The sequence below is a fragment of the Deltaproteobacteria bacterium HGW-Deltaproteobacteria-4 genome, assembly GCA_002841765.1.
GTDB lineage: Bacteria > Desulfobacterota > Desulfuromonadia > Desulfuromonadales > UBA2197 > UBA2197.
Genome location: PHAV01000016.1, coordinates 1 through 24,365, shown reverse-complemented (window position 1 = coordinate 24,365; position 24,365 = coordinate 1). Strand labels below are relative to the sequence as shown.

Here is a 24,365-nt window from a genome sequence, read left to right as displayed (position 1 = left end):
GATGAATATTGCTGAAATCAGAAAGAAAGCCCGGGATGGTATGTCTGAGCACAAAACATCCGGGTCGGAACCCCTGTCTGATGCGGTTGTTTCTAAGGAGGCCGCGTCTGCAGCAGGGTCGCTGTCCCCGTCCCCGTTGGTGATACAACCGTTATCCCCTCAGGCGATGGCATCCGCTCCGGTTGCGGATTCTTCGGCAGCGGCTCCGGGTGGGGAGAGGGAGCTGCTTGCGGTTGGCGACGATCGTCTCGATCAACTCTTTTCCTGGGTGCCGCAGGCGGAGGATCTTCTGCTCGAGAGCTCCATCGGTGAGGCAAGGGTTGAAGTCGCTTCGCGACGTTGGCTGGCATTTTCTTTGGGGAGCGAAGATTATGCCCTTGACATTAGTATGATTCGTGAAATTCTTAAGCCTCGTGAGATTACAGCCATCCCCCGGGTGCCGGACTTTCTTCTCGGGATCATCTCCTTGCGCGGCAATATTATTCCCATCATCGATCTCAAAAGAAGGTTGGGATTGGGGGTGGCGACGGTTGACGAAAATTCACGGATTATTGTTTGTCAGGAGGGCGATCTCCTTGCCGGCCTTTTGATCGACCGGATTACGCAAGTGACCTCTATTCAAGAAGAGGGGATCGAGCCGCCACCGGCAATCTTTTCGGGCCAGGATAGGGCATTACTCGACGGTGTTGGGCGGGTTCAGGGAAAAGTACTGATATTGCTGAATATAGCAAATGTTTTAACGATTGATTCGAATGGTTTATGAGGAGAAAGGGAACTTACCATGGCAAAGCAAAAAATTATGGTGGTAGAAGACGAGGAGAGTCTGCTTAAGTTGGAAAGCATTTTACTGACCTCCCGCGGTTATCAGGTTTGTAGTATGCGCAATGGTAGAGACGCCTTGGAATGCATTGAAACGGAGAAACCGGATCTGGTCCTCCTTGATGTTATGTTACCTGAAATCGATGGGTTTGAAGTCTGTCGCCAGATCAAGGGAAATCCTTTGACCAGTCATATTCCCGTCGTTCTTCTCACCGCAAAAAAGGGGCGGGAAGATATGGCGAAAGGGGAAGAGGTCAAGGCGGATTGGTACATTACTAAACCCTTTAAGTCAGCGATGGTGATTGAAACTATTCAGCGGTTCTTAAACCGATGATCGGCCCTTTGGGAGAGAATGTTCCGCAGGAAACGGATGGAAAGATGGTTCGTGTCGAGGTCAAACTCGCCACGTTTCGTGTTGGCACCGCTTTTTATGCCATCGACATTCTGCGCATCAAAGAGATTATTCGTCCGATCAAGGTGACCACGGTCCCTAATTCTCCGCCTTTTATTGAGGGGGTCATCAATTTGCGGGGGGCGGTGATTCCGGTCATCGATTTACGTAAGCGTTTTGGCGTTGCAACAACTGTTGACGGTCGCTTGACACGAATAGTCATCTGTCTGGTCTTCCGCCGTCTTTTTGCTCTGGTTGTCGATGAGGTCGTCGAGGTTAGCAGTTATGTCCGGGAGGAATTACAGCCCCCGCCGAAATTTTTTCAGGGGCAGGAGACTGATATCTTCCTTGGAGTCGCACACCGTGCCGACGATCTTTTAATGATCCTTGATCTGGAGCGTTTTTTGTCCTTGTCGCGAATGATCGATTTCATTCCTCCATCTGGCATGGCTGATGACCGTTCTGCTCTTTCCCTGCCATAAGCCATCGAGGGTTTCATGATTATCAGTTGTCACCATTGCGGAAAACGTGTTCGTATCGATGCTGCCAGGTATTCAGGGAAGCGGATAAAGATTCGTTGCAGTCACTGCAACGAATCTTTTATGGCAGAGGTCCCGGTCAGGGCGAGTAGCAGCGAAAACAGGCCGGCAACGACCCCCCCGCAAGTCCTTATTGCTCACAGCGACCCGGTTCTCTGTGATACCGTCGGGAGCATTCTTGACAATCATAATTTTTTGTGGAAGTCGTGTCATGACGGTGAAACCGCCTTGGAATTTATGGAGCGCCATCCCCCACAGGTTGCCATTGTTGATGTGGCTCTTCCCGGTCTCTTTGCTTTTGAAGTGGTTGAAAAGGTCCGCAAACGTCCAGGTCTTGAAGGTGTCAAGATCATGCTTTTAAGCTCGGTTTACAACAAAATGGCTTACAAGCGCCGGCCAACCACACTTTACGGGGCCGATGATTATATAGAAAAACACCATATTCCCCTTGATTTAATCACGAAAATCAATAACTTAATTGAAAGAAGTTGTCACGAAGTGAAGGGGGGGGCGATTGCTCAAGAGGAGGTACCGACCCCCCTGGAGATAGATGAACTTAAGACCCGGTTGCAAAATGCCGAAGAGTCAGAGAGTCTCCTTGCTCCCATGGAGCTTGTCGAGTTGGCGAAGGCGCAACGCTTGGCACGAATTATCGCCTCCGACATCTCGTTGTACGATGAGGCCAAGGTGAAAGAAGGGATTCACTCAGGGAATTTCTTTGAACTCTTTGCTGCGGAGATAGCCGAAGGCCGTCAACACTTTTTGACACGGATTCCAGAAAGTGTCCCCCGTCGTATCGCGATTCTCGATGACGCATTTAACGAATTAATCGAACATTTTCGCCGTGAAAATCGCTTGTAATCTGTAGCTTTACGGAGTCATTTGTTGTGAATCGTTGCCAATTGATACAATCTGCTCTTATGTCGACAGACGAAGAGGTTCGCTTAAGCGGGCTGCAAAGCCTTTACCGCTACGATGGTGAAGAGCGCGTCGATTTGGTTTGTGCGGCGCTGGGTGATAACAGTTGGCGAATTCGCAAGGAGGCGATCAATCTCTTCCTGTCCCTACCTTGTGCCGTTACCTCTGCTGAGCGCATCCTTGTCCTTCTTTATGATGAAGAAAATGCTGGTCTGCGGAATGCGGCGGCTGAAATCCTGGTAAAACTAGGAGGTCCGGTCCTGCCGATCTTGATCCGGTCCGCCGATTCAGCCGACCCTGACGTACGTAAATTCATTCTTGATATTTTGGGCGATATCGGCAATCGGCAGGCGACGCCATTACTGTTGCATTTGCTGCAGAATGATGTTGAGACCAACGTTCGTGCTGCCGCGGCGGAAAATCTCGGCAAGATTCGGGATGCCAGTGCCGTTCCGTTTATGGTCAACTCCTTGTCGACGCCTGATCTTCTCGTGCAGTTCAGCCTCCTTGATGCTCTGGGTCGGATTGGCAGTGCGATTCCCGTAGCGGGTCTTGTCGGTCTGGGTGAAAATAGATTACTGAAAAAACCTCTCTTTGATGTTCTGGGCCGGATCGGTGACGAAACAGCTGTTTCTCCCTTGGTGGCCGGATTACATGATTCGATGCGCAATGTCCGAGAGGCCGCGATTCTGGCATTACAGAGCCTGGTGTCCCGTTGTGGCGAGAAGATTCTGACCGGACAGTTGACCGCAACCGACCTGGAAAGGGTCGCTGCGTTACTTGCGTGCTCGTCACTGCCAGTGCAGAGAGCGGCTCTGGTCATCCTTGGCAGGGAGTGTGATCAGGAGCGTGCCGTTCTTCTGGCGTCTTATCTTGACGACGACCGCCTTGCTGATGATGTTGTCACCATCCTGGCCGCAAGGGGGCATGATGTCATTGCCGATCTCACCAAATGCTGGGCCGGTGCATCCGAGAAGAAAAAAGCGTATCTTGCTTATCTCTTTGGCGCAATGGGGGTTGAAAGTGCTGTCGATCTGCTCGTTTCTGAACTGAAAGCGGCGGACGATTTTCTGCGGAGCATTCTTCTCCGCGCCTTGGGACAGTTGGGAAGGATCGAGGATATTGCCACTTTGGCGGGTTATCTTGAAGTTCCTGAAGATGATGTCCGGCAGGCGGCGGTTGATGGTTTGGTGGATATTGCGAGGAGGTTTCACGCTTCAGTCATCGATCTGGTGCGCAATGTTTTTACTCATGTTGAGCCACCGGTTCGCCAGGCTGCCCTTCAAGTCTTGGGCCGCCTTGGCGGGGCGGAGTCAGAGGCCGTAGTGTTGCTGGCGATGAAGGATGAATCCTCGCTGGTCAGGCGTTCGGCTATTTGCTACCTCGATGGACGTAACCCGCATCATTGTCCGGCGCTGACCTTGGCATTAACAGATGAGGAGAGTGATGTTCGGCGCCAGGCCATTGAAGCCCTGGCTGTGAGTGCCGTTCGCTCCTTGATCGAGCCGCTCACGTTAGTATTGCAGGACGTGGATCCCTGGGTTCGGGCTGCAGCTGTCCGCGCGCTCGGGTGTTTCGGCGGTGTCGAGGCCTTGGCCGCCGTCCGCAGTGGTCTACGTGACCCGGTTGGACTGGTGGTGATAGCGGCAGTGGAGACTTTGATAAAGGAGGACATACCATTTGATCAGAAGGAGATTGCCGCTCAACTTGACCATGCTGACGACGATGTCGTTCTGGTACTGTTGAAGGAATTATCAACATCGTCAGAAACTTTCTGGATTGAACAGTGGGGGGAGAAGTTGTTGGGACACCGGCACTGGTTGGTCCGGCAGAAGGTGGCGGAGATGATCGGTCACGGGGGGACAGCAGAGGGACAGATCCTATTGCATCAGCGCTTGCAGGTAGAAGAAGAAGACATAGTCTGTATTGCTCTTCGCCAGGGACTGAGTTCCTTCCCCTGTGCAGGGGAGAGCGACTAGATGCTCTTCTTTGCTCCGGATATCCCCTTGCCGGATGAAGAGTTCCGTTTGCTGCGTGACCTTGTCTATCAGCACTGTGGCCTGTACTTTCACGAAGAGAACCGCTATCTCCTCGAAAAAAGACTTTCTAAGCGGTTGCAGCAACTCCAGCTTAAGAACTTTAAAGATTATTATTATCTTCTTCGCTATAGTCCCCAGCGCGAAAACGAATTGACTGAAGTCGTCAATACCCTGACTACGAACGAGACCTATTTTTTCCGCGAAGATTTTCAGCTTAAAACCTTTGTCCGGGAAATACTGCCGGAGATCCGGGCTCAAAAAGAGAAGGAAGGGGAGCGGCGTCTGCGGATCTGGAGCGCGGGGTGTTCTTCCGGGGAAGAACCATATACCCTTGCGATGCTCCTCCTCGATATGCCGGCCTTTCAGGGGTGGCATATTGAAATTATCGGTACCGATATCAGCCAAAGGGTTTTAAATCTTGCACGTAAAGGGGTGTACGGAACCTCGTCTTTCCGGACGACCGACGAAGATTACCTGAGGCGCTTTTTTGTCGAACATGAAGGTAAATACAAGATCGTCGACCGCGTCAAGAATCTGGTGACAATTAGTCATCTTAACCTCTTTGACACAACGAAAGTTTCTCTTCTTGGTAAGATGGACGTTGTCTTTTGTCGTAATGTCATTATCTATTTTGACGCAACAGGGAAAAAGCGGGTTATCGATACATTTTATCAACGTTTGCGCCCGGACGGATTTTTACTCCTCGGCCATTCCGAGTCCCTCATGAATATTTCGAATCAATTCTCCTTGCGCCATTTCACTCATGACATGGTCTACCAGCGGCCTCCTGTCGGTGTGTCTTTGTTCCCGGAGGGATTATGATTCCGGCAATCCGGGTCCTCGTCGTTGATGATTCCGCCTTCAACCGGCGGACGATAATCAAGATGCTGGAAGCAGTCCCCGGCATTGAGGTCGTCGGTTATGCGTGTGATGGTGAAGAAGGGTTACGTAAAGTCTTTGATTTACAACCCGATCTCATTACATTGGATCTGGAAATGCCGCGAATGGACGGCTTCACCTTCCTGCGTATCGTTATGGCCGGACGTCCGACCCCGGTAATTGTCATATCGGCGCGCTCCGAGGATGAAAATGTTTTCCGTGCCCTCGATTTCGGTGCTGTCGATTTTGTCGCCAAACCCTCGGCACGAATCTCTCCCGAACTCTTTAATATCCGAGAAGATTTGGTACGCAAGGTCCTCTCAGGTGGTCGAACCGATATGAGTAAGGTGCTGCAACGGAACCGCCAGGTTGAGAGCGTGGTGCCGCTGTCTGCCGCCACCCATAAAAGTGGCGGGCAATCTCCGAGTACCAAACAAACGACAGCCATGGTCGTTATCGGCGCTTCGACTGGGGGGCCGCCAGCGTTGCAAACGATCTTTTCCGCCATTCGTGAGCCTCTGCCGGTGGCGTTTGCCATCGCCCAACACATGCCCCCGGGTTTTACCCGAGCCTTTGCCGAGCGGATGAACAAACTTTCGGCACTGACGATCTCTGAGGCCGTCGATGGGGATCTGGTCCTGCCGGGAAAGGTCTTTATTGCTCCCGGCGGGAAGAATCTGGTCTTTGAGCGAAGTGGGCAGGAGACCCGGATGAGAGTGGTCAATCCCTCCCCTGAGCAGCGGTATGTTCCTTCTGTCGATATTCTCTTTACCTCAGCCGCGGAAACCTTTGCCGCCAAAACTGTTGCGGTCGTTCTCACCGGGATGGGAAATGATGGCCACCAAGGGGTTATGGCGATAAAAAAGGCGGGGGGGACCGTGATTGCTGAATCGGAAGAGAGCAGTGTGGTCTTTGGTATGCCCAAGGAGGCGATTGCGACTGGATGTGTCGATACGGTTGTCCCTCTTGCCTTGGTCTGTGGAGAAATAATGCGCAAGAGCGGTCTTTAAATTTATAGCAACCAATTTCTTGTACCGATAAGGAAGGAGATCACTTTATGAGTGAACAGGACGATGACAAGAGCGCAAGTCGCCGCGCCGAAGAGTTCCTGCAGGTCTTTAAGAGAGGGGCGGATTTTACCCAGGATCTGCTTAAGGAGAATGAGCGGCTGCGTTTCTCTCTCCTTCAGCTTGAAGGTCAGTTAAAGAACGGCAGCAGTAATGTTGATAACGAGGAAACCATCCGCATGCGAAAACGGATCGAGGAACTCGAACAGCAAAAGGAAGAGATTCTCGGACGCGCCCGGAAGGTCGAAGAAGAGAATGCCAACTTTGCCAATCGCTATGTTGAAATCGAAAGCGAAAACAACATGTTGGCAAATCTGTACATCGCTTCCTATCAGTTGCATTCCACCCTCGATTTTCGCGAAGTCTTACAGGTCATTACTGAAATTGTCATCAATCTGATTGGCGCCGAAGAATTTGCCATCATGCTGCTCGATGAAAAGACCAATAAACTGCAGGCGGTAATGACCGAGGGGTTGGAGATCTCCGAAGTTCCTTCGATCGCCATCGGTGACGGTCTGGTCGGGCAGATGGCCAAGACCGGTGAAAATTACTTTATCGATCAGATGGATAACTATGAGCGGGATTTTTATCACCCCCTTGTCGTTATCCCCCTGAAGATCAAAGAGCGCGTGATCGGCGTCATTGTGATCTATAAACTTTTGGTGCAAAAGCCCAAATTTGCCGAGGTTGATTATGAGCTCTTCACGCTTCTGGCGGGGCATGCGGCGACAGCTATCTTCTCGTCCAAGCTTTACTCGGAATCGGAACGCAAGCTCTCGACAATTCAGGGTTTTATTGATCTTCTGACCAAGTAATCGTAACCAGGAGCAAGACTATGTCTAACTATAATGTGTTGATCGTAGAAGATTCTCCGACCATGCGGCAATTGATCGTCTTTGCATTGAAGCGGATCCGGGGACTCAATATTGTCGAGGCGGGGGATGGGGTTGACGGTTTGAAAAAACTCTCCGCGACGAAATTTGACATGATTCTCACCGACATCAATATGCCGATTATGGATGGCCTCAAGTTGGTCAGTCTGGTGCGAAGCGACCCCAACTATGCGGCGGTGCCGATCGTGATTATTACCACCGAGGGCGCCAGCGAAGACAAAGAGCGGGCGATTGCTTTGGGAGCCAACGCATATATTACCAAACCGATCCAGACAACCCAGATCCTCGATGTGACCAGGCGCTTGCTGAATCTGCCCGCCTAAACGTGCTAAGTAAAGCAAACAAGTTGAATCTACAGAAAAATCATGCTATACACTCAACCTTGTCTGGATCTACACCCTGTGTTTGACGGAGGAACGTTTGTCTAAAGAAGAAGCAATTGAAGTAGAAGGTTCGGTCATTGAGCCCTTGCCTAATGCCATGTTCCGCGTCAAACTCGACAACGGTCATGTTGTTTTGGCGCATATTTCCGGAAAGATGCGCAAGTTTTATATCCGTATCCTTCCCGGTGATCGGGTCACCGTTGAACTTTCTCCCTACGATTTGACCCGTGGCCGGATTACCTACCGCGCCAAATAGTCAGGATTTTGTACTGTAACATGATGGGGCCTGTCATTGCACCGAGGGATGAATTGACCCTGTTCTCTTTGTCCTGATTGTCTAGCGAGAATACCGGCCTGGCCGGTATTCCTGTTTTCTGGGGCTTTTAAGCAAAGTTGAGTGGAGAAATGAAGATGCAGGAGCGTTATACCCCGGCGGATATCGAAAAGAAGTGGCAGCAATTCTGGGACGAGCAGTCAACGTTTGTTGCCGATATGTCTTCATCTCTCCCCAAGTTTTATCTCCTGGAAATGTTTCCCTACCCCTCAGGCCGCATCCACATGGGGCATGTTCGCAACTATTCGATCGGCGATGTCGTGGCTCGCTTCAAGCGGTTGCGCGGCTTCAATGTCCTGCATCCGATGGGGTGGGACGCTTTCGGCATGCCGGCAGAGAACGCGGCGATTCAGAATAACATTCACCCGGCAAAGTGGACCTTCGAAAATATTGCCAATATGCGCACCCAACTCAAGTCCATGGGGTTTTCCTATGACTGGAGCCGGGAACTGGCGACCTGCGACCCGGATTATTACCGTTGGGAGCAGTTGATTTTTTTGCAGATGTTCGAAAAAGGGCTCGCCTATAAAAAGAGTTCCTTTGTTAACTGGTGCCCTTCCTGCCAGACCGTTCTCGCCAACGAGCAGGTGGAAGATGACGGTTGCTGGCGCTGTGACAGTAAGGTTGAGCAAAAAGAGCTGGAGCAATGGTTCTTCCGCATTACCGCTTATGCCGAAGAGCTGCTCGAAGCGACCAACCATCTCCCGGGCTGGCCGGAGACGGTCTTGACCATGCAGCGCAACTGGATCGGTCGTAGCACCGGTTGTGAAATCGATTTTCCCGTCGCCGGCCAATCGCAGTCGATCCGGGTCTTTACCACCCGGCAGGATACGCTCTTCGGCGCCACCTTTATGAGCCTTGCTCCCGAGCATCCTCTGGCGCTGGAGTTGACAGTGCCGGAGCGCCTTGCCGAAGTTGAGTCTTTCATCGCCAAAGTAAAAGCTCAGGACAAGATCAAACGGAGCAGTGACGATTTCGAGAAGGAAGGGGTCTTTACCGGCTCTTACTGCATTAATCCCGTCACCGCGCATAAGATGCCGATCTATCTCGGCAACTTTGTGCTGATGGATTACGGCACCGGTGCGGTCATGGCGGTACCGACCCATGATCAACGCGATTTTGAATTCGCCCGCAAGTTTGATCTGCCGATGGTAGTGGTCATTGAACCACAAGGGGTGCTGCTTAACCCGGAGACAATGACCGAGGCGTGGACCGGTCCCGGCCATCTGGTCAATTCCGGTGACTTTGACGGCCTGGCCAATGATGCGGCGAAAGAAGCGATTGCTGATGCCCTGGAGCGTCGCAAAATCGGTAAGAAGACGGTCAATTATCGGCTGCGCGACTGGGGGGTTTCCCGCCAGCGTTACTGGGGAACACCGATCCCGATCATCTACTGCGATGATTGCGGCATGGTCCCGGTTCCGGAGTCGGAACTCCCGGTCATCCTGCCGACCGATGTCCCCTTTACCGGCGAAGGCGGCAGCCCCCTGGCCAAGTCAGCGAAATTTGTCGAGGTTGCCTGCCCCAGGTGCGGCAGGGCAGCGCGGCGCGATACCGATACCTTCGACACCTTTGTCGAGAGCTCCTGGTACTTTGCCCGCTACTGTTCTCCGCAGGCGACGGATGCGCCGGTCGATAAGGCGCAAGTCGATTACTGGATGCCGGTCGATCAATATATCGGCGGCGTCGAGCATGCGGTCATGCACCTTCTTTATGCCCGTTTCTTCTGCAAGGTCATGCGCGATCTCGGCTTTCTGGCGGCGGATGAACCTTTCACCAATCTTTTGACGCAGGGGATGGTCTGCAAGGAGACACAATCCTGCTCCACCCATGGCTGGCTTTATCCGGAAGAGGTCGTCGACGGACAATGTTCGAAGTGTGGAATTCCTGCTTTGGCAGGGCGCACTGAAAAGATGAGCAAGTCGAAGAAGAATGTTGTCGATCCGGATAAACTGATTGCCCAGTACGGGGCCGATACCGCCCGGCTCTTCTCCCTCTTTGCTGCCCCCCCGGAGAAGCATCTGGAGTGGAATGATCAAAGTGTTGACGGCTGTTATCGTTTTCTCAACCGGGTCTGGCGTTTGGTCTTTGAACATCGTCATCTAGTCGCTGACGGTTTTGAACAGGACGGGCTCGCCCGCAACCTGCGGCGTCTGACCCATCGGACGATCCGCAAGGTCACCGAGGATATCGACGGCCGCTTCCATTTCAATACCGCTATCGCTGCCATCATGGAGCTGGTCAATGGCATCAGCGCCTTTGAAGGCAAGACCACTCACCCGGCGGTCATGCGTGAGGCGGTGGAATCTGTTGTGCGTCTGCTTGCTCCCTTTGTGCCGCATGTCACCGAAGAGTTGTGGAGTCATCTCGGCCATACCGGGGGCCTGGAGGCGGCGGGTTGGCCGGTGTGGGATGCCGAGGCGATCATCGACGACGAAAAGGTCATTGTTGTGCAGGTCAACGGCAAGATGCGCGGCAGGATTACCGTGACCGCTGATCTTGGTGATGACGAAGTCAAGGTGCAGGCTTTGGCTGAAGCCAACGTGGCACGGGCGCTGGCCGGACAAACCATCCGTAATGTCATCGTCGTACCGAACCGCCTCGTTAATATCGTTATCGGTTAAGCGGATGCGACAGGGTTTGCTGATCAAGTTGCTGGTCCCGATTCTGCTCCTCCTTGTTTGCGGCGCTTGCGGCTATCACCTCGAAGGCCGGCAATCTGCGGCGACCGAACGTCCGCGTCTTTATATCGAGCTCTTTGCCAACGATACGCACCGCGCTTTTACCAACGATGTCCTGACCGTGCAGATCATTGAACGTTTTGCCCGCAGTCCCCTCTTCTCCATCGTCGAAAATCCTGCTCAGGCCGATCTCGTCCTCGGTGGAGCGATCACCCTTTATGACACCGCGCCGATTGCCTACAGTCAGGCTGACACCATCAGTGCTTACAAAGCGGATCTGGCCGTACGCTCGACCCTGCGCCATCCTGGCGCCGCGCGCGAAATGGTCTGGCGCGGGACATTAGCGACGAGCCAGGATTATACCGGCAACGATCCCGATCTGGTCTTGCAGCAGAGTGCCGAGCGATTGGCGAATGATCTTTATATTCAGGTAACAGATGCGCTCTTCTGGAGCGGAGGCAAGTAAAGAGCATGACTGTCGCCGAGCTTGAGCGGGTTATTGCGAACGGGCACTTCCCTCCGCTTCTCTTCCTTTACGGGGAGGAGCAGTTCCTCCTTGAACGCACCCTCCATCACCTTCTCGACAAAGCGATCCCTTTGGACGCACGGGATTTTAATCTCACCATCTTCCACCCCAAAGAATTTTCTGCCGCCAAACTCCTTGATACGGTTCGTACTTATCCGGTCTTCTTTGCGCGCCGGGTTGTGATTGTCAAAGGCGCCCACCAGATTGTTGCCGCCGAGCTTGAAGGTGTGCAGAGCTATCTGCAACATCCCTTGCCTGAGACCCTCTTGATCTTTGTCGGCGAAAAGATCGATGCCCGGAGAAAATTCTTCATCGATTTCAAGAAGCATGGCGAGTTGGTTGAGTTTAAGAAGTTGTATGACAACCAGCTGCCGGCAGCAATTCGTGATCTGGCCAGGCAAAATCATCTGACTTTGACCGATGCCGGCCTTACCCTTTTTTGTCGTCGTGTCGGTGCCAATCTTCAGGAAGTCGAGACTGAACTGATCAAGTTGGCTCTCTACCTCGGTGAGAAAAAACTCGCCGATGTCGCCGATGTTGAAGCGGTGGTGACGGGGAGTCGGCAGGAGACGGTCTTTGCGCTGAATGATGCCATTGGTGAGCGGCAGACAGCCCAGGCGGTGGCGCTGGTAGGGCGCATCCTCGACGAAGGACTTGCCGCTCTCCTGGTTCTTAATATGGTGACGCGGCATATGCGCAATTTATGTAAAGTCGGGGAGATGGTGGCACAGAAGCGTTCCAAGGGCGAAATCGCCAAGGTCGCGGGGGTGAATCCTTATTTTCTTGATGGTTTGATCCGTCAGTCGCGTAATTTCACTGGCGAGCAGATGCGACAGGCCTTTGAGCGTCTGCTGGCGACCGACCTCGCTCTTAAATCGGCGGGCGCCCACCCGGCGGCAATGCTCGAAGGCCTGGTTCTGTCCCTGTGCAGCGAATAAAAAAAAGGGCCATTCTTGCGAATGACCCTGGAACAACACGCATAATTTGTCGATCAGGTCAAATCGTTGACCAGTTTGCTCAGGCGTGAAATCTTGCGACTGGCAGTGGCGCTGTGAATCACCCCTTTAGTCGCGGCTTTGTCGATACAGGGGACCGCTTTTGCCAGAGCAAGTTTTGCCCCGTCAATGTTCCCTTCAGCGACAGCTTCACGAACTTGTTTGACATAGGTCCGCATGGTGGAACGGATATGAGTGTTACGGGCGGTCCGTACGGCGGTCTGCCGAATCCGTTTTTCTGATGATTTGTGATTAGCCAAGGTCGTTACCTCCGAATAGTAGACATGTCGTCAATGTTGTGTATGCATATAGCATTAGAATGGATCGCTGTCAAGTTAAAATAATTGAATTAATCTTGAATTTTATCATTTAAACAGTAAGTTACGTTGTCAATACAATGAATTAATCAATAATAATCCTTCTTTTTTTGTTGTCAAGAAAATATATTTTTCTTCAGAAAGAAAACTTATGTCTCCATGCTGCGCCCTTGATACTCCGATCGGAATGATACGGCTGGTAGCCGGCGCTCAGGGGCTTTATTCTCTTGTGTGGGATGAAGGTGAGATCATTGATCAGGAACCGGACAATCCGCACCTCCTGCTGGCGCGGCAAGAGTTAAGGCAATATTTTTCCGGCAGTTTGCAAACCTTTACGGTCCCAATCGATTTTTCCCGCTGGCAGGGTTTTACGGCGCAGGTCTATACGATTTTGCGCGATGTCCCTTATGGGGAAACAATCACTTACGGAGAACTTGCCCGTCGTGCCGGTCAGCCCGCTGCCGCAAGAGCCGTCGGCGGGATCATGGCCCGCAATCCCTTGCCGATCATCCTCCCCTGTCATCGGGTGATCGCCGCCAACGGCGCCCTGACCGGTTATTCCGGCGGCGCTGGTATTGCGACCAAGATCTTTCTTCTCCATCATGAAAAGGCGGCGTGAATGGATCTGATTACGACCCATGTCAATGCGGATTTCGATTGTCTCGGGGCGATGGTCGCGGCACGCCGCCTTTATCCCCAAGCGCTGCTGGTCTTTCCCGGCGCACAGGAGAAGGGAGTCAGCGCTTACCTTGCGCAGCACGACGATTGCGCCGCACTCTTCAGCAAGATCCGTGAGGTCGATCTGGCGGCCATTGATCGCCTGATCCTCGTCGATGTTAGCCAACTGGAGCGCATCGGTCCCTTTGCCGAAGTTGCTCGCCGGAGAGGGGTAGAGTTGCATATTTTTGATCACCACCCCGGCAAGGAGACTGAACTCAGCCCGGTACTCGCCCGGATCGCCCCGGTCGGGGCGACGGTGACGATCTTCTCTGAACTCTTTCAGGAACAGGGGATCGTCCCGACACCGGGTGAAGCGACCGCCATGATGCTCGGTCTTTATGAAGATACCGGCAGCCTGCAGTTTACCTCGACGACCGAGCGCGATTATCTTGCCGCCGCTTTTCTCCTTCGCCATGGTGCCGAGCTTGGCATCGTTGCTGAAAATCTCGTGCAAGAGATGACAGCGGATCAGGTTGAGCTCCTGCATGCGCTTATTCAGTCCCGGCAGGTTCTCAATATCAACGGCATCGACGTCAGTATTGCACATGCCAGTTCGCCGGATTTTGTCGGCGATGTCGCCACCCTGGCCCATAAAATCAAGGATATGGAGAGTCTGGACGCGATTATTCTCGTGATCCGGATGGGGGACCGGCTGATTCTCGTCGGGCGTTCGCGGCGCAGCGAAGTGCCGATGAACGATATCCTCGCTGAATTCGGCGGCGGCGGGCACGCCCAGGCCGCCTCGGCCACGGTTCGCAACTTTACCTTGATTCAGGTTCTGGAGATGCTGCCGATGATCTTGAGCCGGCATGTCACTCCGCTCTGGCGGGCCGAGGATCTGATGAGCGTCCCGGTGAAAACCGTGGAAAGCGGTACGACGATTCAGGCGGCGCGCGATTTTCTCACTCGTTACAACGTCAATGCCGCTCCGGTCCTGGCTGAGGGGGCAGTCGTCGGCGTCCTCACTCGTCAGACGGTCGACAAGGCCGCACAGCATGGACTTGAAAAGACCGCCATCGATGAATTCATGAATCGGGACTTCTTTGCGGTGGCGCCACAAACCCCGGTCGTCGAACTCAAAGAGTTGATGACCCGCCGCGATCAACGTTTTGTGCCGGTGGTCGAGAGCGGGCGACTGGTCGGCGCCATCACCCGCACCGACCTGTTGCGTCACCTCGTCTCCGGGCAGCGCGCTTTACCGGTGCAGGGGGCCGCGGTGCATGGCGGCGCCCTCTTCAAGCGCCGTCCGATCGAACGGTTGCTGCGCGACCGTCTGCCGTCGAAAATCATCGAGCTATTGGAAGCCGTCGCAGCCGTCGCCGATCGTTTGTCGGTGGCGGTCTATCTCGTCGGCGGTTTTGTCCGGGATCTTCTGTTGCGCAAAAAGAATTTTGATCTCGATCTGGTCGTCGAAGGGGAGGGGATCGTCTTTGCCGAGGCCTTGGCTGCGGCCTTAGCGGCGCGGGTACGAACGCATGCCAAATTCGGCACGGCGGTGGTTATCTGTCCTGACCACTTCAAAATCGACGTGGCCTCGGCGCGGATGGAGTACTATCTGCAGCCGGGGGCGCTTCCCAGTGTCGAGGAGGCCTCCCTCAAACTCGATCTTTACCGCCGCGACTTTACCATCAATACTCTTGCCATCGCCCTGAATCAAGGGCGTTTCGGGGAGTTGTACGATTTCTTTGGCGGACAACTTGACCTCGAAAACCGGGTGATCCGGATTCTGCATAATCTCAGCTTTATCGAAGACCCGACCCGGGTTTTTCGCGCCATCCGCTTTGCGCAGCGTCTCGGCTTCCACATCGGTCCTCACACCGAATCCCTGCTGCGCAGTGCGGTCCGGCTCGGCTTTGTCGCCAGGATCAGCGGTGTGCGGCTGCGTAACGAGCTCATCACCATTTTGCAGGAGGAAGAGCCGCTGCCGATTCTCCGGCAGCTTGCGAACTACGGTCTCCTGCCCTATGTGCAAAAGGATCTGGTTTTAAGTGAAAAGATTGCCAAGCTCTTTGTGGCGGCGGAACAGACGCTGAACTGGTTCCAACTCTTGTATACCGGCGAAAAGATCGAGGCGTGGCAGCTCTACTTCCTTTGTCTGACCTCCCATCTTGATGATGCCGCGATGGAGGAGATGACCACGCGGCTGCAGATGCCGGAAAGTCAGCGTCACGACCTTCTTGCCGGTCGCGCTGAGGCGCATGGACTCTTGGCCCGTTTGACCCGAAAGAAGAAGCGCTCCCCCGTGCCGCGGGCCAGTGAAATCTATCACTGGTTTTCGACCTGCTCGACGACCGTCCTCCTGTATCTCAGTGCCCGCGCTGACGACGAAATCCGCCGCTGGATTTCGCAGTACCTCATTCATCTGCGCACGGTTCATCCCGAGCTGAGTGGGGACGATCTGCACAAGCTCGGGTTTGCTCCCGGCCCGATTTATCGGGAAATTCTGGATGCCCTGCGCTTTGCCCGTCTCGATGCCGAGGTGGAGAGTCGCAGCGATGAAATATCTTTTGTGAAAAAGCGCTTCACTTCTGTGCTTTAATGTTCTCCTGAATTGATTTTGAAGATCTATCGCTAAAGGATTAAAGGAACTTATGGAAGACTTCTTTGCCAAACTCTCGATCATGCTCGTCCCGGCTTTGCTCGCGATCACTGCCCATGAGGTGGCGCACGGGCTGGTTGCCGACCACTTTGGCGATCCGACGGCACGGCTGCTCGGGCGCTTGACGATCAATCCGGTGAAACATCTTGATCTCGTCGGAACGATCACCCTGCTGATCTTCGGTTTTGGCTGGGCCAAGCCGGTACCGGTGACCTTCAGTAATCTGCGCAACCCCCGCCGCGACATGATTCTGGTGGCGCTCGGCGGTCCAATCGCCAACCTCCTGTTGGCGACGCTCTGCGCTCTGGGGCTGCATCTTCTCGGGATGCTGTCGCTGCAATCCCGTTCCCTCGAAGCGATTTCGCTGATGCTCGGATTTGGCCTGTATGTCAATCTCCTCCTTGCCCTCTTTAATCTGCTGCCGATACCCCCGCTGGATGGCGGACGGGTTCTGATGGGACTCCTTCCGCCCCGCCAGGCCTATACCTTGTCGCGGATTGAACCGTTCGGCTTTTTGCTGGTCATTGTCCTGATCTATTTTACCGGTTTATGGAAAGCGGTGATCGCGCCGATGGTGAATTTTCTCTTGGTGATCTTTGCCGGACAGCAGGTGGTGGTCGTGGAACAGGCGATGCGTTTTCTCTTTGGCCGTTGAGCCGGCAGCTGCAAAAGTTCTTTTCTCCTCGCGGTAATTCTTGATTGCCGGCGCCGCAACAGGTATAACAGCCAAAACAATTTACCCCTCAATGGTGGTTCATGAGATATTCACGAGTTTACATAGAATCAGTCGGTTATGAATTGGCGCCGATCGTTGTGACGTCGACGGAGCTGGAACAGCGCCTTAAGCCGATGTATGAAGCGCTGCACATTGCGCCGGGGCAACTCGAAACCCTGACCGGCATTCGCGAGCGGCGCTGGTGGAAGCCGAATACCCCGGTCTCTTTGGGGGCGATCGCCGCTGCCCGCAAAGCTCTGCAAGGGCGGAATATCACCCCGCAGGATATCGGCGCCGTCGTTTATGCCGGCGTCTGTCGCGAGAACTTCGAGCCGGCCACCGCTTGTCCGGTAGCGGCTGCCCTTGGTGTCCACGGCGGTGCCGCTATTTACGACATCTCCAATGCCTGTCTCGGGATTCTCAACGGCGTCCTTGATATTGCCAATCGCATCGAACTCGGTCAGATTCGCGCCGGATTGGTTGTGGCTTGCGAGAGTTCCCGCGAAATCAATGAAGTCATGATCAAGAAGATGAACGATAATCCGAGCATGGAGCTCTTTACCACCTCGCTGGCCACCTTTACCGGTGGTTCCGGGGCGGCGGCGGTCCTCCTCACTGATGGCTCCTTTACCCCGGCCCGGCGTCCCAAGCTCCTCGGCGGCGTCAATCTCGCCGAGCCGCAGCACCATAAACTCTGCCGCTGGGGGATCAAATCCAACTCCGTCGAGAACCACGTCCCCTACATGCAGACCGATGCGGTGGCGGTGATGAAGCATGGCGTCGAACTCGGCAAACGCACCTGGGATGCACTGCTCAAGGAGCTCGATCTGAGCACTGAGCAGATCGATAAGGTTATCTGCCATCAGGTTGGCAATGCCCACCAGAAGCTGATTTTGCAGACGATCGGCGTACCGCTGGAGAAGGACTTCACCACCTACGAATTCCTCGGCAACATGGGGACGGTCTCCCTGCCGGTGACCGCGGCTCTCGCCAAGGAGCGCGACGTCCTCCTTCCTGGCGATATTGTCGGCTTTCTTGGCATCGGCAGCGGTCTCAACTGTCTGATGCTGGGGATCCAATGGTAAAGAAATCGCTTTATCCCTTTACGGCCCATTATCACGACCTGGGTGGTTTGAAGTACCACTACCTCGATGAAGGTCAGGGCGAAACCGTGGTCATGGTTCACGGCAACCCGACCTGGTCCTTTTACTACCGCAACCTTGTCCTTGCTCTGCGCGACCAGTATCGGGTGATCGTCCCTGATCACATCGGCTGCGGCCTTTCCGATAAACCGGTCGATTCCGGCTATTCCTTCACTCTCAAGCAGCGCGTCGATGATCTCGAAGCCCTCCTCGAAGCTCTTGGCCTGCGCGAGAAGATCACCCTGGTTGTTCACGATTGGGGGGGGATGATCGGTATGGCTTATGCCTCGCGCCACCCCGAGCGCATCGCCCGGCTGGTCATTCTTAACACAAGTGCCTTTCCACTCCCCGCGGCCAAGAAATTTCCCCTCGCTCTGCAGATTTGCCGCGACACCCAGTTCGGCGTCTTCCTCGTGCAGGGGCTCAATGCTTTTGCCCGCCTCGCCGCCCGCGTCGGCTGCAAACGTCACCCGCTGAGCAAAGAGCTGCGCGATGCTTATTGCAGCCCTTACGACACCTGGCACCATCGTATCGCCACGCTCCGCTTTGTCCAGGATATCCCCCTCAAGCCGGAAGACCCCGGTTATGCGCTGATTCAGGAAGTGGCGGACGGGCTGCACCGTTTTGCAACGCTGCCGATGCTGATCTGCTGGGGGGAGCGCGACTTTGTCTTTGATCACCACTTCCGCGACGAGTGGCAGCGGCGCTTCCCGGATGCCGAGGTCCATTCCTACCCCGATTGCGGCCATTACATCCTTGAAGACGCCCAGGAAGAGGTTATCCCGTTGATCCAGAAGTTCCTGAGTCACCACCCCCTGTCCAGCCCCGAATAAGAGGATGGTGAGCTCTTTCACCAACATCGCCGCCCACCTGCCGGAGATGGCCCGGCTCCAGCCTGAGACCGCGGCGATCTATTGCCCGGTCGGCCGCAATTCCGACGGCTCGGTCCGCTACACCCGCACCAGCTATTCCCAACTCGATCAGGAAAGTGATCGCATCGCCCACGCTCTCGAATCCCTTGGCATCGTTCGCGGCGTCCGCACCGTCCTTATGGTTCCGCCGAGCGAGGAATTCTTTGCCCTGACCTTTGCCCTCTTCAAGGTCGGAGCGATTCCGATCCTTATCGATCCGGGGATGGGGATCAAGAATCTCAAGGTCTGTATCGCCGAGGCCGAGCCGACCGCCTTTGTCGGCATCCCCAAGGCCCACCTCGCCCGCTGTCTCCTTGGCTGGGGGAAGCCGACGCTCAAGATCCTCCTTACCGTCGGCTCGCTCCGTTTTTGGGGGGGGACAGCCCTTTCCAGGGCCCTTGCGACCATCCCGACTCCAAGCCCTTATACCATGGCCGCCACCGCCGTCGACGAAACCGCGGCGATCCTCTTTACCAGCGGCAGCACCGGCGTCCCCAAGGGGGCCATCTACAGTCACGGCAACTTCAGCGCCCAGGTCGCGGCGCTGCGCGACCTTTACAATATTCAGCCCGGCGAAATCGATCTGCCGACCTTCCCCCTCTTTGCCCTCTTTGCCCCGGCTCTGGGGATGACCTCGGTCCTGCCGGAGATGGACTTCACCCGGCCGGCCCTCGTCGATCCGCGCAAGATCATCACCGCCATTCAGACCTTCCAGATCACCAGCATGTTCGGCTCGCCGGCCCTGATCAATCGCGTCAGCCTTTACGGCCGTGAACACGGGATCAAGCTGCCGAGTTTGCAGCGGGTCATCTCCGCCGGCGCGCCGGTGCCGGCAACGGTATTGGAACGCTTTGCAACCATGCTCGACGCCCCGGCGCAGATCTTCACCCCTTACGGCGCCACCGAAGCGTTGCCGGTCTGCTCCATCGGCAGTGCCGAGATCCTTGGCGAGACCCGCGCTCTCACCGAACAGGGGCGGGGAGTTTGTGTTGGCCGACCGGTGGCGGGGATCGAGCTGGAGATCATTACCATCAGTGACCAGCCGATTCCTTGCTGGGATGATGCGCTGAAAGTGGTCCCCGGTGCCATCGGCGAGATTGCCGTCAAGGGGGCGCAGGTGACGCGGGGCTATCATAATCGCCCGACTTCGACGGCGCTGGCCAAGATCGCTGATCCGGCCGGCGGCTTCTATCACCGCATGGGCGATCTCGGTTATCGCGACGAAAGCGGGCGAATCTGGTTCTGCGGTCGCAAGTCGCACCGGGTTGTCACCGAAAACGGTCCCCTCTTCACCATCCCCTGTGAAGGGATCTTCAACACCCACCCGGCAGTCTACCGCACCGCCCTGGTCGGCACCGGCCCCATCGGCAGTCAGCGTCCGGTCCTTTGTGTCGAACTGGAAAAAGGGATCGATCCGGCGCAGCAGGGGGCGATTGCTGCCGAACTCCGCGTTCTCGGTCAACAGCATAGCCAGACCCGGTCGATCGCAACCATCCTCTTTCATCCCGCCTTCCCCGTCGATATCCGCCATAATGCCAAGATTTTTCGCGAAAAGCTGGCGATTTGGGCGGAAAAAGAATGTAGGGGCGATTCATGAATCGCCCAATGGTAAAGGCGCTGGTCACCGGCGGCGGCGGCTTTCTCGGCAAAGCGATTGTCCGCTTGCTGCGCGCCCGCGGCGATGTTGTCCGCTCCTTTTCGCGCACCCCCCATCCGGAGCTGGCCGCTCTCGGCGTCGAACATTGCTGCGGCGAGCTCCACGACCCGGTGGCGGTCGATGCGGCGGTGGCCGGCTGCGACATCGTTTATCACGTCGCCGCCAAGGCCGGGATCTGGGGACCCTATGCCGACTTTTATCAGGCCAACGTCGTCGGCACGCAAAATGTCATTGACGCCTGCCGGCGTCACGGCGTCCGCCGCCTCGTTTATACCAGTTCACCGAGTGTCATCTTTGACGGCCATGACATGGAAGGGGTCGATGAGTCGGTCCCTTATCCGCGCCACTTTCATGCCCCTTATCCGCAGACCAAAGCCGCCGCGGAGATTCTCGTCCTGCGCAGCAACGGTCCCGAACTGGCGACCGTCGCCCTGCGCCCGCATCTGATCTGGGGGCCGGAGGATAACCACCTCGTGCCGCGCATCCTTGCCCGCGGCCGCCAGGGGGCGCTGCGCCGCATCGGCACGCGCCCCTGTCTGGTCGATACCATCTATATCGACAATGCCGCTGCGGCCCATCTCCTTGCCGCCGATGCTCTGGCGATCGGTTCGCAAGTCGCCGGTCGTGCTTACTTCCTGTCGCAGGGAGAACCGATCCCCCTTTGGGAAATGGTCAATCGCATCCTCGCTGCCGGCGGTCTGCCGCCGGTGACCCGCACCATCTCCCCGCGCCTTGCCTACGCCATCGGCTGGACGCTGGAGAAGAGTTACGCGGCGCTGCGGATCACGGGCGAGCCGCGCATGACCCGCTTTGTCGCCCGTGAACTCTCCACCTCCCACTGGTTCGACATCAGTGCCGCCCGCCGCGATTTCGGTTATCAACCCCTGGTCTCCCTCGATGCCGGGATGGAGAGACTGCAAGCGTGGCTGGCGCGATGACCCTCTGGCCTGCGCCGCCCGTTACGCGCTCTTTGCCGCCGGGGGAGGTTCACCTCTGGCGCATTCCCCTCACGATTTCATCTGAAGAAATCTCCCTCCTCCACACCCTCCTTTGCGCCGACGAATGGCAACGCGCCAAACGCCTGCTCGATCGCCGCAAAGCACAGGATTTCATCGTCGGCCGCGGCCGTCTGCGCCAGATTCTCGCTTCTTATCTGCATTCGGATCCGGTTGCTATAGAGTTCACCTGCGGCATGCACGGCAAGCCGGCGCTGACAAGCAACGCCCTGCAATTCAACCTGTCCCACTCCGGCGCCTGGGCGGTCCTTGCGCTTCGTGCCGATGCGGCGGTCGGCGTCGATCTCGAAAGGATCGATCCCGCCCTCGATTATGCAGCGTTGGCCGCGCGGTTCTTTACCTCAGCCGAAAATGAACTCCTCCTGGCCGCCCCGACGGCACAGCGCCGGCGACGATTCTATCGGCTCTGGACGCGCAAGGAAGCGCTCCTCAAAGGGCAGGGCAGGGGGTTTTCTGTCTCAGCAGAGCAAGAGGCGGGGGATTGGCGGTTGCAATCATTCTGGATTGCACCGGGTTATGTCGGGACAGTGGCGTGTGCGGGAGAGATTCCGACATTGCGGCGCTGGCAGGCGACAGAGGAAAAATAAAAAGGAACGAAGGTCAGGGGACCATCGTTCCTTTTTGGAGCATTGAGCACACGGATAAAATCTGATTGGACGGATTGAAAAGGATTTTAAACAATTGAATGGTTCACGCTTTATCTGTCTTGATCCGTTATATCCGTCAGATCCGTGTGCAAATGTCTTGTTAGCTTTATTCTCTCAGGCCGGCGCCAGCAGTTTGCGCAATTTCTCCATGGCGTTCTTTTCGAGCTGGCGGACCCGCTCGCGAGTGATACCATATTCATCGGCAACATCCTGCAAGGTGCGCGGCACTTCGGCGAGGAAGCGTTCATGGACGATGTGCCGCTCCCGTTCATTGAGGGCCGAGAGGGCGGCAGCGATGGTTTTTTCCCGGCGGGTCTCTTCCTGACGACGCATCAGCGCTTCTTCCTGATTTTCCCGCTCATCCGGAAGATGATCAAGAAAGGTCTCTTCCGCCCCTTCGAAACGGGCGAGGTCGAGGGAGCTGTCGCGGCCCGACATGCGGCCACTCATCTCTTCGACGGCGCTGCCGCGTAACTCCAAGGCGCGGCCGATCTCTTCGGCATCGGCGTCGCCGGTGAGGTTACGGATCGCTTCGCGGGCCTGGGAGAGTTTGAAGAAGAGTTTTTTCTGCGCCTGGGTGGTGCCGATCTTGACCAGTGACCAGGAATGGATGATAAAGTTCTGGATGTAAGCGCGAATCCACCAGACCGCGTAGGTAATGAGGCGAATGCCGCGCTCCGGATCGAATTTTTTCACCGCCAGCATCAGGCCGATATTCCCTTCCTGAATCAGGTCAAGCAGGCGCATGCCGTACGAGCGGTATTCGTTGGCGATTTTGACGACAAAACGCAGATGGGCGCAGGTGAGCTGGTGGGCGGCGTCAATGTCCTGATGATCGCGCCAGCGTCGTGCCAGAGTGGTCTCCTCCTCCCGCGACAGCAGCGGAAGTCGATTGATCTCACTCATGTAACGATCCAGGGTGTCGGGCATCAAGGAAAGTTGCGCTAATTCCATGCTGAAAAACCTCCGTTGGCACTCTTGGTATTTGAGTGCTAAATATAGTCAGAGTCAGAGGCTTTTGCAAGGGGGAGAGCGAAATTTTATTGTTTTTTTCTGGAGCCGGGTCGCTAGATGGCACATTCCCCAAACAACTTTCTCCCCTGGATCAAGGCGACAATCCTTATCCTCATTCTCATCGCCCTCGGCCTTCTGGTCTGGTGGGCGATGCCGCCGGAACTCTTTGATCCCGACTGGATTGCGAAGTTGTTGCAAGGAACAGGGTGGTGGGCGCCCCTGGCCTTTATCCTGCTGCGTGTCGTTGCGATCATGGTCTCCGTCGTCCCCAACGCCCCTCTCGACATCGCCGGCGGTGCCCTCTTTGGCCCTTTCTGGGGGACGATCTACTCCCTGATCGGCAGTGAGCTCGGCGCAATCGTCTGTTTCCTTCTGGCCCGCTCCCTTGGCCGCGATGCAATCACCCGTGTCCTGCATCGCGAGATCACCTTCTGCGACCGTATCGCCGACCGCCATCTGATCTTTGCGGTCCTTTTCGCCCGCCTCGAACCGATCTTCTCCTTTGCCCTCGTCAGTTACGGCGCCGGCCTGACGCGCATGTCGCTGCAAGCCTTTGCCCTGAGCACCCTGGCGGGAATGACCCCCGGCACCATCATCCTCAACTACTACGGCATGAGTTTCTTTTCCGGAAATATCTTCCTTCAGATCTTCCTCGGCCTCGCATTTGTCATCCTTATCCTCGTTATTCCGGTCTGGATCAAACGGAGAAATCCCTGGGGGTTGTACGAGAAGATGACGGGACGGGGAGGGGGCGATGGTCTATAATCCCGAGCTGCATCACCGACGGTCGATTCGTTTACAGGACGCCCGGATTTGTGTCATGAACCCGGGCACCCACAGGGGGGTGCCCCTACTGTGAGGTTGTGAGAGGGGAGATTTTGTCTTTCATAATTGTTTTTTTTGCGGTACAAGTTTGAATCTTTTTAATGGATTGAATGGCATTTTGATGAGGTAGGGATCAAATGTATCAAAACCGGAACGCAGTCGAGATAACGCCGCCTTGATCAGCTTTAGATGCTGGTCGGCGGCGTTTTTACGTTGGCTGGAACGGGCCTCGAGTCAAGAACGAGGGTGTAAAAAACTTTGTGTAAATGGTCATCGTCGGTTACAACCCGTAACCACTGGAGGAACCGATGGCCATACCGAAAGACGTGCTCGACTGC

The 24,365-nt window shown here is 55.5% G+C and carries 24 protein-coding genes; 22 read left to right on the top strand and 2 right to left on the bottom strand.

All coding sequences use genetic code 11. From position 1 onward, the window contains the following. The first annotated feature begins 1 nt into the window (after position 1). From CVU69_10930 to holA, 13 genes are all read left to right on the top strand, one after another. Entirely contained in the window at positions 2-763 is a 762-nt protein-coding gene (locus CVU69_10930) for a hypothetical protein (GenBank protein PKN11665.1), read from the top strand. 18 nt (positions 764-781) lie between these two features. Beyond that, positions 782-1,153, top strand: coding sequence for a two-component system response regulator (locus CVU69_10925; protein ID PKN11664.1), 372 nt, complete (start codon positions 782-784; stop codon positions 1,151-1,153). Positions 1,154-1,197: 44 nt separating this feature from the next. After that, entirely contained in the window at positions 1,198-1,692 is a 495-nt protein-coding gene (locus CVU69_10920) for a chemotaxis protein CheW (GenBank protein PKN11755.1), read from the top strand. A gap of 15 nt (positions 1,693-1,707) precedes the next feature. Next, positions 1,708-2,610, top strand: coding sequence for a hypothetical protein (locus tag CVU69_10915; protein ID PKN11663.1), 903 nt, complete (start codon positions 1,708-1,710; stop codon positions 2,608-2,610). A 59-nt stretch (positions 2,611-2,669) separates the two neighbouring features. Next, positions 2,670-4,646 (top strand): hypothetical protein, encoded by a 1,977-nt coding sequence (locus CVU69_10910; GenBank protein PKN11662.1) that lies wholly within the window; start codon positions 2,670-2,672, stop codon positions 4,644-4,646. Beyond that, positions 4,647-5,528, top strand: coding sequence for a chemotaxis protein CheR (locus tag CVU69_10905; GenBank protein PKN11661.1), 882 nt, complete (start codon positions 4,647-4,649; stop codon positions 5,526-5,528). Then, a complete protein-coding gene (locus CVU69_10900; GenBank protein PKN11754.1) occupies positions 5,528-6,595 on the top strand; it encodes a chemotaxis response regulator protein-glutamate methylesterase in 1,068 nt (355 codons plus the stop codon). The genes CVU69_10905 and CVU69_10900 overlap by 1 nt, the downstream gene beginning before the upstream one ends. 47 nt (positions 6,596-6,642) lie before the next feature. Then, positions 6,643-7,467 carry a diguanylate phosphodiesterase gene (locus CVU69_10895; GenBank protein PKN11660.1) on the top strand — a complete coding sequence of 275 codons (825 nt, stop codon included), beginning with the start codon at positions 6,643-6,645 and terminating at the stop codon, positions 7,465-7,467. A gap of 20 nt (positions 7,468-7,487) precedes the next feature. Continuing rightward, the gene (locus CVU69_10890; GenBank protein PKN11659.1) at positions 7,488-7,868 is read left to right on the top strand and encodes a response regulator; all 381 of its coding nucleotides are present in this window, start codon (positions 7,488-7,490) and stop codon (positions 7,866-7,868) included. A 97-nt stretch (positions 7,869-7,965) separates the two neighbouring features. After that, a complete protein-coding gene (locus CVU69_10885; GenBank protein ID PKN11658.1) occupies positions 7,966-8,184 on the top strand; it encodes a translation initiation factor IF-1 in 219 nt (72 codons plus the stop codon). Positions 8,185-8,339: 155 nt separating this feature from the next. Beyond that, complete coding sequence (locus CVU69_10880) at positions 8,340-10,886, top strand: leucine--tRNA ligase (GenBank protein PKN11753.1); 2,547 nt, start codon at positions 8,340-8,342, stop codon at positions 10,884-10,886. Next, positions 10,840-11,409 (top strand): hypothetical protein, encoded by a 570-nt coding sequence (locus CVU69_10875; protein PKN11657.1) that lies wholly within the window; start codon positions 10,840-10,842, stop codon positions 11,407-11,409. The genes CVU69_10880 and CVU69_10875 overlap by 47 nt, the downstream gene beginning before the upstream one ends. A 5-nt stretch (positions 11,410-11,414) precedes the next feature. Next, positions 11,415-12,407 (top strand): DNA polymerase III subunit delta, encoded by a 993-nt coding sequence (holA, locus tag CVU69_10870; GenBank protein PKN11656.1) that lies wholly within the window; start codon positions 11,415-11,417, stop codon positions 12,405-12,407. 53 nt (positions 12,408-12,460) lie between these two features. Here the strand turns inward: holA and CVU69_10865 are convergent, their stop codons facing one another. Next, positions 12,461-12,724, bottom strand: a complete 264-nt coding sequence (locus tag CVU69_10865) for a 30S ribosomal protein S20 (GenBank protein ID PKN11655.1) — start codon at positions 12,722-12,724, stop codon at positions 12,461-12,463. Positions 12,725-12,932: 208 nt separating this feature from the next. Here CVU69_10865 and CVU69_10860 point away from each other — a divergent pair, with 208 nt between their 5' ends. From CVU69_10860 to CVU69_10825, 8 genes are all read left to right on the top strand, one after another. Then, positions 12,933-13,400, top strand: coding sequence for a hypothetical protein (locus CVU69_10860; GenBank protein ID PKN11654.1), 468 nt, complete (start codon positions 12,933-12,935; stop codon positions 13,398-13,400). Further along, positions 13,401-16,040: a polya polymerase gene (locus CVU69_10855; GenBank protein PKN11653.1), complete on the top strand. Its 2,640-nt coding sequence runs from the start codon at positions 13,401-13,403 to the stop codon at positions 16,038-16,040. It begins immediately after the preceding gene. Positions 16,041-16,092: 52 nt separating this feature from the next. Continuing rightward, the gene (locus tag CVU69_10850) at positions 16,093-16,755 is read left to right on the top strand and encodes a site-2 protease family protein (GenBank protein PKN11652.1); all 663 of its coding nucleotides are present in this window, start codon (positions 16,093-16,095) and stop codon (positions 16,753-16,755) included. A 101-nt stretch (positions 16,756-16,856) separates the two neighbouring features. Continuing rightward, positions 16,857-17,900 carry a 3-oxoacyl-ACP synthase III gene (locus CVU69_10845; protein PKN11651.1) on the top strand — a complete coding sequence of 348 codons (1,044 nt, stop codon included), beginning with the start codon at positions 16,857-16,859 and terminating at the stop codon, positions 17,898-17,900. Then, the gene (locus tag CVU69_10840; GenBank protein ID PKN11650.1) at positions 17,894-18,790 is read left to right on the top strand and encodes an alpha/beta hydrolase; all 897 of its coding nucleotides are present in this window, start codon (positions 17,894-17,896) and stop codon (positions 18,788-18,790) included. Before CVU69_10845 ends, CVU69_10840 begins: the two co-directional genes overlap by 7 nt. 4 nt (positions 18,791-18,794) lie before the next feature. Continuing rightward, positions 18,795-20,465: a peptide synthase gene (locus CVU69_10835; GenBank protein PKN11649.1), complete on the top strand. Its 1,671-nt coding sequence runs from the start codon at positions 18,795-18,797 to the stop codon at positions 20,463-20,465. A gap of 8 nt (positions 20,466-20,473) precedes the next feature. After that, positions 20,474-21,463 carry a 3-beta hydroxysteroid dehydrogenase gene (locus CVU69_10830; protein ID PKN11648.1) on the top strand — a complete coding sequence of 330 codons (990 nt, stop codon included), beginning with the start codon at positions 20,474-20,476 and terminating at the stop codon, positions 21,461-21,463. Then, positions 21,460-22,128, top strand: a complete 669-nt coding sequence (locus CVU69_10825; protein PKN11647.1) for a 4'-phosphopantetheinyl transferase — start codon at positions 21,460-21,462, stop codon at positions 22,126-22,128. The genes CVU69_10830 and CVU69_10825 overlap by 4 nt, the downstream gene beginning before the upstream one ends. A gap of 174 nt (positions 22,129-22,302) precedes the next feature. Here the strand turns inward: CVU69_10825 and rpoH are convergent, their stop codons facing one another. Next, a complete protein-coding gene (gene rpoH, locus CVU69_10820; protein PKN11646.1) occupies positions 22,303-23,142 on the bottom strand; it encodes an RNA polymerase sigma factor RpoH in 840 nt (279 codons plus the stop codon). Positions 23,143-23,259: 117 nt separating this feature from the next. Here rpoH and CVU69_10815 point away from each other — a divergent pair, with 117 nt between their 5' ends. After that, the gene (locus CVU69_10815; protein ID PKN11645.1) at positions 23,260-23,967 is read left to right on the top strand and encodes a hypothetical protein; all 708 of its coding nucleotides are present in this window, start codon (positions 23,260-23,262) and stop codon (positions 23,965-23,967) included. Positions 23,968-24,365 lie beyond the last annotated feature (398 nt).